We start from the raw sequence: 12,950 nt of genomic DNA, 5'->3' as shown, positions 1-12,950 counted from the left end.
GGCCGGTTCAGGCCGGGGCGGCCAGCCTGCGCAGGGCCCGGCCCAGGCGGCGGGCGTAACAGCGCTGGAAGAGGGGGACCAGAGGGCCGGCGGCCCGGGTGTACCAGCGGGCCGGGCGGCTGAAGGCGGTCACCTCGAACCACACGCTGCCGTCCCGGTCGAGGAGGACCAGGAAGGACTCCTCACCCTCTTCGGGGTGGCCGGCCAGGGTCCCGTAGGCGAAGCCGGTCCGGGCGGGCTCGTACGCCGTCCAGACGACCTCGCAGGGCGCCTCGATCCGCAGTGGGCCCCAGCCGAGCCCGACCGCGACACGGCTCCCCGGCCGGACGGCGCCGTGGCCGCAGCGGACCGCCGCGCCCGCGGCGCGGTGCGCGCCGAACGTGGTGAGCGCGGCCCCGGCCGCCTCGAAGACGGCGCGGCCGCGGCCGAGCCGGATGCGGTGGCGGAGGTGGTGGTACCGGTCGGGCAGGGGCAGCGAGGCTGTGGCGCCCCGCTCCGGGTAGGTGAGCGCGGGGCGGGCCGCCCCGCTGAGTCGGGTCATCGGATCGTCTCCTCCGTCTGGCGGCGCGGTCTGCGTCTGCCCCGGCCGCCGGCGGCGCTCCCCGAGGTGCGGGCCGGAGGCCGCCAGGCGGCGCCGCGCCGCGCCCCGGGCGCGCGAGACTCCCGCGCTTTGAACGTGTTCAGCTCCTGTTGCGACCCTACGGGAATGTCTGAACGCGTTCAAGAGCGGCTCTCCCGGGTGCCTGCGCACCGCCCGGGGGAGGCCGTGCCCCCGGCTGCGGGCGCTCCGGTTGCGGGGCTCGCCTGCATGCGGCAGACAGGAGGGAGCATCCGGGGCGAACAGGGAGAAAACCGTGCACGAGCCGACACCCCGTCAGGCGCCGCGTCGTCACACACCGGCCCGCGCAGCCCTTTTGACGCTGCTCGGCCTCGCCGCCGCGGCCTGCGGCGGCGGCGAAGAGCCCCCCGCGCCGGCCGGCCCCGAGAACCAGGAGATCCACCTCCAGCCCGTCGGCTCGGCGGGCCCCGACCCCTTCACCCCCTCCTCCGCCACCGCCGAATCCGCCCCGGCCCAGCCCCCGCTCCCCAACCCGACCGGCCGCGGCATCCGCACCGTGGGCGGTGCCACCCCCGGCCTCTACGGCGGCACCAAGCGCCTCGGCAGCTGTGACGTCGAACAGCAGCTGCGCGCCCTGACCGGCGACGAGAACAAGGCCCGCGCCTTCGCGGCGGCCTCCTCCGTCCAGGAGTCCGGGCTCCCCGAGTTCCTTCGCGGGCTCACTCCTGTCGTGCTCCGAGCCGACACCCGCGTCACGAACCACGGCTTCCGCGACGGCGGCGCGTACGGCTTCCAGGCGGTCCTCCAGGCCGGCACCGCCGTCCTCGTCGACGCGCAGGGCATGCCCCGGCTACGCTGCGCCGGCGGCAGCCCGCTGCTCCCCCCGCTCAGCGCGAAGGGGACCCCTGCCGTCAAGGGCGAGCGGTGGAACGGCTACCAGCCCAACCAGGTGATCGTGATCGAACCCACCGCCCACCCGCTCGCCGGCCTCGTCATCGCCAACGTCGCGGACAACACGTGGATCGAGCGGACCACCGGCGACGACGGCGCCCAGGACCGCTCCCCGCGCGCCATGCCCGCGTACGACCCCGCCGACGGCATCCCCGTCGGCGCCGCGCCGGCCACCGCCCCGGCCGCCCCGGCCGCCCCGCCCGGTACTCCCGGACTGCCGCCCGGGGAGAGCGTGCCGGGCGGGCAGGACGCCCCGCAGCGCACCCCGTCCCAGCCGGGCCTGCCGGCGGACGGCTCGGCCGAGTGGCCCGCCGACGGTTCCGCCGGGGCGGATCCGGCGGCGGGCGACGCCGGCGACCTGGCGCCGTGGCCGGGCGGGGACGACGCCGCCGCGGACGGGGGAGACCTCTACGACCCGAACGCCCCCGACGCCGAAGCCGACGCGGCCCTGACCGACCCGGGCGCCGACCCGTGGGCCGCCGACACGTACGGCATGCAGACCGGCGGCGCGGACTCCTACCCGAGCGACGCCTACTCCGCCGACTCCGCCGATTCCTATTCCACCGACTCCTACGGCGCCGACTCCTACAGCACCGGCGCCGACGGCGCCGGCATCCACGAGACCGACTCCCTCGACGGCGCGGCAGGCGCCCCCGGCGCCGCAGCGGTGCCGGATCCGGACCCGGCCGGGGTGCCCGCCGCCGGGGCCGCGACCGCCGCGGTTCCCGCCGCGGACCCGGGGGGCGCATGACCCGCCCCTGTGTCATGGTGGACCGGTGCCGACCACCGTATCGCTGCCGGACGACTGGCCCGCACACCCGGACCGGTCGCTCTCGCTCAACCGCATGGGCAGCTTCGACTGGGACCTGTCCACCGGCCTGATGCACCTGGACACGGCCGGCCTCGACGTGTTCGACACCCCCGCGGAGGAGTACGACGGCCGGCCCGAGTCGCTCGCCGCCCGCGTGCCCGAGGGGGAGTCCTCCCGCCTCTTCGACCTCGTCTCCCACGCCCTCAAAGGCGACGAGGACAGCTACGGCGCCTACTTCCGGATCCGCTGCCGCGACGGCCGGCTGCGCTGGACCCACACCCAGGGCCGCGTCATGCGCGACCCCGACGGCCGCCCCCTCCGGATCATCGGCATCGTCCGCGACGCCACCGAGGAGCTCAGCCACTCGGCCGAACGCCTCGGCCTCGACGAGGAGCGCCGCCGCCAGACCTCTGTGGTCGAGAGCACCACCGCGGCCCTGGCCCACGCCCGGACCGTCAAGGACGTCATCGACGTCATCGGCGACGCCCACGGCCTGGAGCGGCTCGGCTCCATGGGCATGGTCATGGGGCTGGTCGAGGCGGGCCGCATCCACCTGGTCGCCGAGGGCCCCTCGGGCAGCTTCGTCCCCGGCACCCGCTACACCCGCGTCGACGAGAACTACCCGATGAGCGAGGTGGTCCGCTCCCTCCAGCCGCGCTTCCTCGACTCCGCGGAGGAGTTCGCCGAGGGCTACCCCGGACTCTGGGCGAAGATCTCGTACATGGACATCTCGGCGGCCGCGTACCTGCCGCTGATCGCCCAGGCCCGCCCGATCGGCGCGATCGGCCTGCTCTACCAGGACAAGGACGGCTTCACCCAGGACGAGCGGAACCTCCTCGTCGCCCTGGGCAGCAGCATCGCCCAGAGCCTCCAGCGCGCCATGCTGCTGGAGCAGGAGCACGACCTCGCCGAAGGCCTCCAGCAGGCCATGCTGCCGCGCCGGATCCCCGCCGTCCCCGGCGGCGACATCGCCGTCCGCTACCGCTCCGCCCGCATGGGCCAGGACATCGGAGGGGACTGGTACGACGTGATCCCGCTGCCCGGCGGCCGCGTCGGCGCCGTCATCGGGGACGTCCAGGGCCACGACACGCACGCCGCCGCCGTCATGGGCCAGCTGCGGATCGTGCTGCGCGCCTACGCCGCCGAGGGGCACTCGCCGGGCACCGTCATGGCCCGGGCCTCGGTGTTCCTGCACGAACTGGACACCGACCGCTTCGCCACCTGCACCTACGTCGAGGCCGACCTGTCGACCGGCGTCCTGCAGATCGTGCGCGCCGGGCACATCGACCCGCTGCTGCGCACCCGCGACGGCGACTGCCGCCGGCTGGACGTGGAGGGAGGGATGCCGCTCGGCCTCTCGGCGGAGTTCGGCCGCCTGGAGTACCCGGTGACGACGGTGGAACTCGACCCCGGCGAAACGATCCTGCTGTGCACGGACGGCCTCGTCGAGCATCCCGGAGCGGACCTCGACGACGGGGTGCGGCTGCTGACCGGGCTGGTCCGCAGCGGCCCGGAGGACCTCCAGCGGCTCGCGGACCGGCTGTGCGAGGTGATAGACGAGCGCGGCGGCGACGACGACATGGCGCTGCTCCTGCTGCGGCGCCGCGTGGAGGAGGCGGCGGCGCAGGGCGGCGGCCGGCTCCAGCAGCACGTCGCCCCCGGCGACCCGGAGGCCCTGGTGTCGGCCCGCCACATGATCGGCGCGGCGGTCCGCGCCTGGGGCGCGCGGGAGCGCTCCGACGAGATCGAACTCGTGGCGGACGAGCTGATCGTCAATGCCCTGATGCACACGGACGGCCCCGCGATCGTCACCCTGCGGGTCCTGAGCGGCCCGGTCCGCCGGCTCCGGGTCGAGGTGGAGGACCGCTCCAGCGCCCTGCCGCGCCGACGGGAGGCGGGCGAGGCGGGGGTGTCCGGGCGGGGGCTCATGCTGGTGGACCGGCTGGCGGACGTGTGGGGCGTGGAGGCGCGGGGCAGCGGCAAGTGCGTCTGGTGCGAGTTCCTCCTGGCCTGAGCCCGAGCCTGGGCCCGAGCCCGCGGTCGCGGTCGCAGGCCGTGTCCGGTCGCGCATCGGCGGCCGGATGGGCAGGCTGGGGGCATGCCCGAGCTGCCGGAGGTCGAGGCCCTCAGGGAGTTCCTCGACGAGCACCTGCCCGGGAGGGTCGTCGCACGCGTCCTCCCGCTCGCCGTGAGCGTGCTGAAGACGTACGACCCGCCCCTGTCCGCCCTGGAGGGGCAGGAGGCGGGTCCCACCGCCCGGTACGGCAAGTTCCTCGCCCTGCGGATCGGGGAGCTCCACCTGGTCACCCACCTGGCCCGGGCCGGCTGGCTCCGCTGGCAGGACGCCCTCCCCGACCGGCCGCCGCGCCCCGGCAAGGGGCCGCTCGCCCTGCGCGTCGCCCTCGAAGGCGGCGGCGGCTTCGACCTGACGGAGGCGGGCACCCAGAAGCGCCTCGCCGTGTACGTCGTCCGGCACCCGGCGGAGGTGCCCGGCATCGCCCGCCTGGGGCCGGACCCGCTGGCCGAGGACTTCGACCGGGACGCGTTCGCCGCGCTGCTGGCGGGCGAGCGGCGGCAGATCAAGGGCGTCCTGCGCGACCAGGGCGTCCTCGCCGGCATCGGCAACGCCTACAGCGACGAGATCCTCCACGCGGCCGGGGTGTCCCCGTTCAAACCGGCCTCCGCCTTCGACGAGGAGCAGACCACCCGCCTGTACGAGGCCGTCCGGGACACCCTGCGCGAGGCGGTCGGCCGGGCCCACGGCGTCGCCGCGGGCCGGCTGAAGGCCGAGAAGAAGAGCGGCCTGCGGGTCCACGGCCGGGACGGCGAGCCGTGCCCGGTGTGCGGCGACACCATCCGCTCGGTGTCGTTCGCCGACTCCTCCCTCCAGTACTGCCCCACGTGCCAGACCGGCGGCAGGCCGCTCGCCGACCGCAGGCTCTCCCGCCTCCTCAAATGACCTCCGCCCGCGCCCGCCGCTGCGTAGACTCCCGCACCATGCAGGACCCTCCGCCGCAGCCGTACGGGGAGGCGGCGGCGCCCCGGCGGGAGACCGTCACGGGGGTGCCGCGCGCCGCCCGCCGCCGTGCTCCCGCGTACACCCCGGCGCGCTCGGAGATCTGCGAGCAGACCAGCCTCGGCACGACGTACGTACGCGCCCTCATGCGCAGCCAGCTGCGCGCCGGGCTCGGGGCGGTGGCCGCGCTGGCACTGGCGGTGGGGGTGCTTCCGCTGCTGTTCGCGCTGCCCGGGGCGGTGCCCGGCCCGCTGGTGTGGGCGGTCCTCGGGGTGGCCGCCTATCCCGTGCTGTGGCTGATCGCCCGGTGGTACGTCGGGAGGGCGGAGCGCAACGAGGCCGATTTCGCAGGCCTGGTGCTGGACCCGGCCGACCCCCCGCCTGCGCGGCGGCGCCCGTAGCGGGCGGCGGGGCCGCGGTCCGGTCAGAAGAGGTGCATGGCCAAGTGGCCCAGGGGGAGGCCGAGTTGCCAGGCGGGCGTCCACACGCGGGCGTTCTCGTCGAGGCCCTGGTACGGCTCGGGCCCGCCCGGCCGGGCCGCGTCGATGTTGGTGGCGAAGAGCTCCGTCCGGTCCAGCCAGCGCCAGGCGGCGCGGGCGAGTTCGAGGTCGGGGTCCTCGCCGCGGCCGCTCTCCCGGGCCTCCTCGCCCAGCGCGAGGAACCGGGTGTGGACCCAGTCGCGCCAGGGGTGCCCGTACGCCGTCAGCGACATCCACTCGTCGAGCTGGGAGACCACGCGGATCCCGGACAGCTCGCCGGCGGCGTCGGAGAGGTAGATGGTCAGGGCGAGCGTGTCCCGGCCGGCGCGGAACTCCAGGGTGCCGGCCGGGATCAGCCGGCCCGTGCGCAGCAGTTCGTCGGCGATGTACTCGGCGTACAGCCACGCCATGGGCACCGCAAGCCCGCCGTCACTGGTGCCGTTCGTACCCTCGGGCTGCACCGTTCCACCTTCTCCCGCGTGTCGAGCTTCCCGTCCGTGGGTACCGAGCCTTCCTCTCCCGGCTTGCGCCGTGGGGGATGTTTACTCAACTTGAACGGTCTGCGGCCTGTTTCCGCGCACTTCGTGTCCGATCCGCGTGCATTCGGATCGTTTCCCCGTGCGGCGGCCGGGCCGCGGCGCGCTCAGGCGCCGAGCCCGTACCCGTACCCCTGGAGGCCCTGGCGGAGGGCCCGCAGCGCGTAGTGCGTGCGGGACTTGACCGTTCCGGCGGGGATCCCCAGCTCGGCGGCGGCCTCGGCGACCGAGCGGTCGCGGAAGTACACCTCCAGCAGCACCTCCCGGTGCTCCGGCCCCAGCGAGCCGACGGCGCGCCGGACGTCGATGGCCGTCACGGACCCCGCCACCCCGTCCTCGGGGGCGGGCGCCTGCTCCAGGGCGTCCGCGTCGACCTCCTGCGGCCGCGAGAGGCGGGCCCGGCGGGCGTCGATCGCGAGGCGCCGCGCGACGGTGAAGAGCCAGGGCCGCATGGACGCATGGCCGCTCGCCAGCGCCTCCGGGTGCTGCCAGGCCCGTACGAGCGTCTCCTGGACGAGGTCCTCGGCGCGCTGGGCGTCCCCGGAGGTGAGCCCGAGCAGCAGGCCGAACAGGGCCCGCCCGTGTTCGCGCTGGAGTTCGGCCAGCGCCTCGGGGGCCGTGCGCGCAAGGGTGGGGGAGAGGGGCACGAGGGCCTCCTTCCTGGGGCCGTCCGGGTCCGACGCACCCACCCTCACCTGCGCCGGGCGCCCCGTGAACCGTCAGGCAGCGGTCTTGCGCCCAAGCGCCCGGGACGCCCGGTGGGCGGCCGCCCGGGCCGGTGAGCGGTCGCCGAACGGTCGAACGGTGCGGTGAACGGCCCCCTGTCGGTGTGGCCGGCGGTGCGGTCGGGATGCGGCCGTGGATGCGGCCGGCCGGCTCCTTCCGACGCGCAGCACCTCCCTCCATGAATTAAAAGGTGATCAGATAGTCGTATTAATTGGAGAGAGAGTGGCGCCCATGACCCCGCGCACCCGCAAGGCCCTCGCGCTCCTGTCCGCCGCCCTGCTGTCGGCTGCCACCGCGGCCGCCTGCTCGGCCGGACGCACCCCGCCCGCCCGCCTCGGCGACGCACACCCCCCGCCCTCCCGCGCCGCCGGCCCGACCGCGACCCCCGCACGCGGATTCACACTCGTCGCGAGCGGCGACGTCCTGCCACACGACTCGGTCATCAAGCAGGCCGCGGCCGACGCCGACGGGGCCGGCCACGACTTCCGGCCGATGTTCTCCCACGTCAAGCCGCTCGTCTCCGCCGCCGACCTCGCCCTGTGCCACATGGAGACCGTCTACGGCCCCGACGGCGGCCCCTTCACCGGCTACCCCGCCTTCCAGTCCCCGCCCGAAGTCGCCGACGGCCTCAAGGACGCCGGCTACGACGGCTGCTCGACCGCCTCGAACCACACCCTCGACGCCGGAGCCGAAGGCGTGGCGCGCACCCTCGACCGCTTCGACCGGGTCGGCCTGCGCCACGCAGGATCGGCCCGCACGGCAGCCGAGGCGGCCGCACCCACCCTCTACACCGCGGGCTCGGCCACGGTCGCCCACCTCGCCTACACGTACGACACCAACGGGTACCCGATGCCCGAGGGCAGGCCGTGGGCCGTCAACCTCATGGACAAGGACAAGATCGTCGCGGACGCCCGGGCGGCCCGCACGGCCGGCGCCGACGTCGTCCTGGTCAGCCTGCACTGGGGCACCGAGTGGCAGACCGCGCCGGACGAGCGGCAGCTCTCCCTCGGCAGGGAGCTGACCGCCTCCCGGACCGGCGGCCGCCCCGACATCGACCTGATCCTCGGCACGCACGCCCACGTCCCGCAGGCCTACGAGAAGGTCAACGGCACCTGGATCGTCTACGGCATGGGCGACCAGGTCGCCGGCGAGATGTTCAACCACTCCGGCGACCGGGACCTGCGCGGCAACTACGGCTCCCTCGCCCGCTTCACCTTCGCCCCGCCGGCCGCGGCAGGCGGGCGCTGGCAGGTCGCCAAGGCCGAGTTCGTCCCCCAGATGATGGACCTGTCCGCCGGGAAGGTCGTCAACCTGCCGGCCGCCCTCGCCGAGGACCCCGACGACACCGCCTACCGCCGCGCCCGCGACACCGTCAGCGAGGCGGTCCTGGGCCGCGGCGCCGCCGCACACGGCCTCACCATGGGACGCTGACCGGGCCGCCCCCGGCCGGGACGGGCACGCTCCCCGCCCCGCACCCTCCCGGGGGACCGGCTGCTCGCCGCGCGGACCGCGGCCCGGCTCCCTAGAGTGCGAACCATGAGTGCCACGACGGAGCAGACCCGGGGGACCCGGAACCGCTTCCTGAACCGGGTTCCCGACGGGTTCGCCGCGTTCTTCGGCGCCCTCGGCCTGTTCTGCGCCGTCCTGGCGCTCTCGCCGGCGCTGCGGTACCTGCTGCGGCACGTCGTCCGCTTCCTCGACGACTACGTGGTCCCCGTCAGCGAGAACCTCGCCTACGCGGTCTTCCTCTTCCTCCTCGCCGCCGCGCTCGGCACCCGCAAGAAGGTCGCCTGGTGGATCGTCGTCGCCTACCTGGTCCTGCTGGTCGCCGTCGACGTCCTGCTCCTCGCGGACGGCTGGTACTGGATCGGCGGCCCCTCCCTCGTCATCGCCGTCGCCGCCCTGGCTCTGCTGACCGCCGCCCGCAGCGAGTTCTACGCCGCCTCCCGCCCCGGAGCGTTCTGGCGGGCCCTGCTCGTCCTCGGGCTCGGCCTGCTCGCCGCCGTCCTTCTCGGCTGGGCGCTCGTCGCCCTGTTCCCCGGCACCCTGCCCCGCGGCCAGTGGCTGGACTGGGCCGCCAAGCAGGTCTTCGGCGGCCTGTTCTCGGCCCGCGAGTTCGGCGGCCGGCCGCCTCGGCCCCTGTCCTTCCTGCTCGGCCTGTTCGGCGCGCTCGCCCTGCTGGGCGCCGCAGCCACCCTCTTCCGCTCCCAGCGCATGACCGCAGCCCTCCACGGCGACGAAGAGCCCCGCATCCGCGCGCTGCTCGGCGCGTACGGCCGCTCCGACTCCCTCGGCTACTTCGCCACCCGGCGCGACAAGGCCGTCGTCTTCGCCCCCAACGGCAGGGCCTGCGTCACCTACCGCGTCGAGGCGGGCGTCTGCCTCGCCAGCGGCGACCCGGTGGGCGACCCGGCCGCCTGGACCCCGGCCATCGACGCCTGGCTCGCCGTCGCCCGCCGCCACGGCTGGCAGCCCGCCGTCATGGGCGCCTCCGAGGACGGCGCCACCGCCTACGCCCGGTCCGGGCTCAGCGCCCTCCAACTCGGCGACGAGGCCATCCTGCACGTCGCCCACTTCGACCTCGACGGCCGCGACATGCGCGTCACCCGCCAGGCCGTGAGCCGCGTCCGCCGCGCCGGGGCCACCACCTCCATCCGCCGCCACTCCGCTCTGTCCGACGAGGAGATGCAGCGCATCATCGACCGCGCCGACACCTGGCGCGACACCGAGACGGAGCGGGGCTTCTCCATGGCACTCGACCGGCTCGGCGACCCCGCCGACGGCGACTGCCTGCTCGTCGAGGCCTTCGACGCCGACGGCGAGCTCATCGCCCTGCTGTCCTTCGTCCCCTGGGGCAAGGACGGCATCTCCCTCGACCTGATGCGCCGCGACCGCAACGCCCCCAACGGCGTCATGGAGTTCATGGTCGCCCAGCTGTGCGCCGCCGCCCCCGGCCTGGGCGTGCGCCGGATCTCGCTGAACTTCGCCGTCTTCCGCTCCGCCTTCGAGGAGGGCGGCCGGATCGGCGCCGGCCCCGTCCTGAGACTCTGGCGCCGGCTGCTGCTGTTCTTCTCCCGCTGGTGGCAGCTGGAGGCCCTCTACCGCTCGAACGTCAAGTACGGCCCCGAGTGGTACCCGCGGTTCCTCTGCTACCAGGACGCCGGCTCGCTCGCCCGGGTCAGCCTGGCCTCCGGTATCGCCGAGGGCTTCGTCTCCGTGCCCAGCCTGCGCAAGCTGTGGGGCAACGGCCACCCCAAGGGCGTCACCGCCCCCGCGAACACCGCCGGGCTGCCCCCGCTCGACACCCTCGGCCTCGACACGGCCGACGGGCAGGGCGGCCCGGCCCTCCCGGCCGAGCGGCTGCCCGAGCAGGTCCGCGTCCGCCACGCCAAGCTCGACCGGCTGCGCGCCGCCGGCGTCGACCCCTACCCCGTCGGCATCGCCGCCCGCACCCACACGGCGTCGGAGCTGCCGACCGCCCACCCCGGCCTGCCGCCCGGGGCCCGCAGCGACGGCCCCGCCACCCTCGCCGGGCGGATCATGGTCGTCCGCGACCTCGGCGGCGTCGTCTTCGCCGTCCTGCGCGACTGGTCCGGCGACATCCAGCTGATGCTCACCCGGGACGAGAGCGGCCCCGCCGTCCTCGACTCCTTCACCTCCCAGGTCGACTTCGGCGACCACGTCACCGCCACCGGCCGCATGGGGGCGAGCAAGTCCGGCGAGCCCTCCCTCCTCGTGGAGTCCTGGCAGCTCACCGGCAAGTGCCTGCGCCCCCTGCCCGACAAGCGCAAGGGCCTCGCCGACCCCGAGGCCCGCGTCCGCCGCCGCTACCTCGACCTCGTCGCCAGCCCCGAGGCCCGCGACGTCGTGCGGGCCCGCTCGACCGCCGTACAGGCCCTTCGGCACGGCCTGCTGGAGCGCGGCTTCCTGGAGGTCGAGACCCCGATGCTCCAGCAGATCCACGGCGGCGCCAACGCCCGCCCCTTCCGGACCCACATCAACGCCTACGACCTCGACCTGTACCTGCGCATCGCACCCGAGCTGTACCTCAAGCGGCTGTGCGTCGGCGGCATGGAGAAGGTCTTCGAGATGGGCCGCACCTTCCGCAACGAAGGCGTCTCCTACAAGCACAACCCCGAGTTCACGATGCTGGAGGCCTACCAGGCCTTCGCCGACTACGACGTGATGCTCGACCTGACCCGCGAGCTCATCCAGGGCGCCGCCACCGCCGCCTTCGGCTCGCCGATCGCCCACAAGACCGGCCCCGACGGCAGGCTGGCCGTCCACGACATCTCCGGCACCTGGCCCGTCAAGACCCTGTACGGAGCGGTCAGCGAGGCCCTCGGCGAAGCCGTCGACGCCGACACCCCGGAAGCCGTGCTGCGCCGGCTGTGCGACCGCGCCGGGGTGCCCCACACCCCCGCCGACACCCGCGGAGACATCGTCCTGGAGATGTACGAGCGGCTCGTCGAGGAGAAGACCACCCTGCCCACCTTCTACAAGGACTTCCCCACCGACGTCTCCCCGCTGACCCGGCAGCACCGGCGCGATCCGCGCCTGGCCGAGCGCTGGGACCTCGTCGCCTTCGGGACCGAACTGGGCACGGCCTACTCGGAGCTGACCGACCCCGTCGAGCAGCGGCGCCGGCTCACCGCCCAGTCGCTGCTCGCCGCGGGCGGCGACCCGGAGGCGATGGAACTCGACGAGGACTTCCTCGACGCCCTGGAGTACGCGATGCCGCCCACCGGCGGGCTCGGCATCGGAGTGGACCGCCTCGTCATGTTCCTCACCGGTCTGACGATCCGCGAGACGCTGCCGTTCCCGCTCGTGCGGCGCGGCTGATCGGGTGAGGGCGCGCGGCCTCCTCCGCGCTTCTCGACATCCCGGCCGGTCTCGTTGATACGTAGGAGTAATGAAAAATGACGAGCCGACAGTCGGGCGGCGCGTACTCCTGCGCACCGCAGTCTTCCTCGGGATCGCCACGGCCTCCGGACTCCTGGCCTCCGGCGAGTCCGGCCCGCCCGGCACCGGCGCCGCGGGCGGAACCCCCCGGGGCGGGGGAGCCGCCGGAGCCGCGGGCGCCGCCGGACCCGGCCCGGGGGGCGCGGCCGGGCCCGGAGGAGTCCCCGCCGTCCGGCCGCAGACCCCCGGCCGCACCTCCTACCGGCTGGCCCCCATGACCGCCGAGGCGCCGGTGCGCCCTCCGGCCGCCAGGCCCGCTGTCCGCACCCGGCCCATCCTGGAGCTCGACCCGGCCGCGGCCGCCCGCAGCTCGATGGTCCTCACCTTCGACGACGGCCCCGACCCCCGCTACACCCCCGGCATCCTCGACACCCTCGCCCGGTACGGCGTCCGCGCCATGTTCTTCGTGTGCGGCGAGATGGCCGCCGAGAACCGCGACCTGGTGCGCAGGATGGCCGCGGAGGGCCACCTCATCGGCAACCACACCTGGTCCCACCCCCTCATCCCCAGCCTGAGCAGGCCCGGCCTCGCCTCCGAGATCGGCCGGACCAGCGAGGTCGTCGAGAAGACCGTCGGCGCCCCGCCCCTGTGGTTCCGGGCGCCGTACGGCGCATGGAACCGGGCCGCCTTCGAGATCGGCGCCGAACTGGGCATGGAGCCGCTCGCCTGGACCGTCGACAGCCTCGACTGGACGGAACCGGGCACCTCCGTGATCGTCTCCCGCGTCCTGAGGGGCGCCGCACCCGGGGTGATCGTCCTCTCGCACGACGCCGGCGGCGACCGCACGCAGAGCGTCCACGCCCTCGCCACCTACCTGCCGCAGCTCCTGAACCGCGGCTACCGCATGACCCTGCCCGTGCTGCCGTCCCGCTGAGGAAACGTATCCCCAGCGGGGCGGGGGCGCCCGCGG

10 protein-coding genes are annotated in these 12,950 nt (G+C 75.0%); 7 read left to right on the top strand and 3 right to left on the bottom strand.

Going from position 1 to position 12,950, the window contains the following annotated elements:
- Positions 1-7: 7 nt before the first annotated feature.
- Positions 8-541, bottom strand: coding sequence for a DUF1990 domain-containing protein (locus tag MUK52_RS03225; protein WP_284574515.1), 534 nt, complete (start codon positions 539-541; stop codon positions 8-10).
- A 313-nt stretch (positions 542-854) separates the two neighbouring features.
- On the opposite strand from MUK52_RS03225, the gene MUK52_RS03220 reads away from it, so the two are divergent.
- The 4 genes from MUK52_RS03220 to MUK52_RS03205 all read left to right on the top strand — a co-directional run bounded on the left by MUK52_RS03220 (position 855) and on the right by MUK52_RS03205 (position 5,738).
- The gene (locus MUK52_RS03220; protein ID WP_284574514.1) at positions 855-2,261 is read left to right on the top strand and encodes a DUF6777 domain-containing protein; all 1,407 of its coding nucleotides are present in this window, start codon (positions 855-857) and stop codon (positions 2,259-2,261) included.
- Positions 2,262-2,268: 7 nt separating this feature from the next.
- Complete coding sequence (locus MUK52_RS03215; RefSeq protein WP_502963617.1) at positions 2,269-4,335, top strand: SpoIIE family protein phosphatase; 2,067 nt, start codon at positions 2,269-2,271, stop codon at positions 4,333-4,335.
- Positions 4,336-4,419: 84 nt separating this feature from the next.
- A complete protein-coding gene (locus MUK52_RS03210) occupies positions 4,420-5,280 on the top strand; it encodes an Fpg/Nei family DNA glycosylase (protein ID WP_114055341.1) in 861 nt (286 codons plus the stop codon).
- A 38-nt stretch (positions 5,281-5,318) separates the two neighbouring features.
- On the top strand, positions 5,319-5,738 hold the full coding sequence (locus MUK52_RS03205; RefSeq protein WP_174250383.1) for a hypothetical protein: 420 nt from the start codon (positions 5,319-5,321) through the stop codon (positions 5,736-5,738).
- 23 nt (positions 5,739-5,761) lie between these two features.
- On the opposite strand, the gene MUK52_RS03200 is transcribed toward MUK52_RS03205, so the two are convergent.
- Together MUK52_RS03200 and MUK52_RS03195 are read right to left on the bottom strand one after the other, a co-directional pair.
- Positions 5,762-6,226: a hypothetical protein gene (locus tag MUK52_RS03200; protein ID WP_162793331.1), complete on the bottom strand. Its 465-nt coding sequence runs from the start codon at positions 6,224-6,226 to the stop codon at positions 5,762-5,764.
- A gap of 233 nt (positions 6,227-6,459) precedes the next feature.
- Positions 6,460-6,999, bottom strand: a complete 540-nt coding sequence (locus MUK52_RS03195) for a sigma-70 family RNA polymerase sigma factor (RefSeq protein WP_114055343.1) — start codon at positions 6,997-6,999, stop codon at positions 6,460-6,462.
- 310 nt (positions 7,000-7,309) lie between these two features.
- Between MUK52_RS03195 and MUK52_RS03190 the strand changes: the two genes are divergently transcribed.
- From MUK52_RS03190 to MUK52_RS03180, 3 genes are all read left to right on the top strand, one after another.
- On the top strand, positions 7,310-8,509 hold the full coding sequence (locus MUK52_RS03190; protein WP_114055344.1) for a CapA family protein: 1,200 nt from the start codon (positions 7,310-7,312) through the stop codon (positions 8,507-8,509).
- Between the two features lie 105 nt (positions 8,510-8,614).
- A complete protein-coding gene (gene lysX / locus MUK52_RS03185) occupies positions 8,615-11,920 on the top strand; it encodes a bifunctional lysylphosphatidylglycerol synthetase/lysine--tRNA ligase LysX (protein ID WP_114055345.1) in 3,306 nt (1,101 codons plus the stop codon).
- Positions 11,921-11,990: 70 nt separating this feature from the next.
- Positions 11,991-12,914: a polysaccharide deacetylase family protein gene (locus tag MUK52_RS03180; protein WP_114055346.1), complete on the top strand. Its 924-nt coding sequence runs from the start codon at positions 11,991-11,993 to the stop codon at positions 12,912-12,914.
- The last annotated feature ends 36 nt before the right edge of the window (positions 12,915-12,950 follow it).

The organism is Streptomyces sp. 2P-4, assembly GCF_030167965.1.
Classification (GTDB): Bacteria; Actinomycetota; Actinomycetes; order Streptomycetales; family Streptomycetaceae; genus Streptomyces; species Streptomyces globosus_A.
This window is presented reverse-complemented; position numbering and strand designations above follow the sequence as displayed.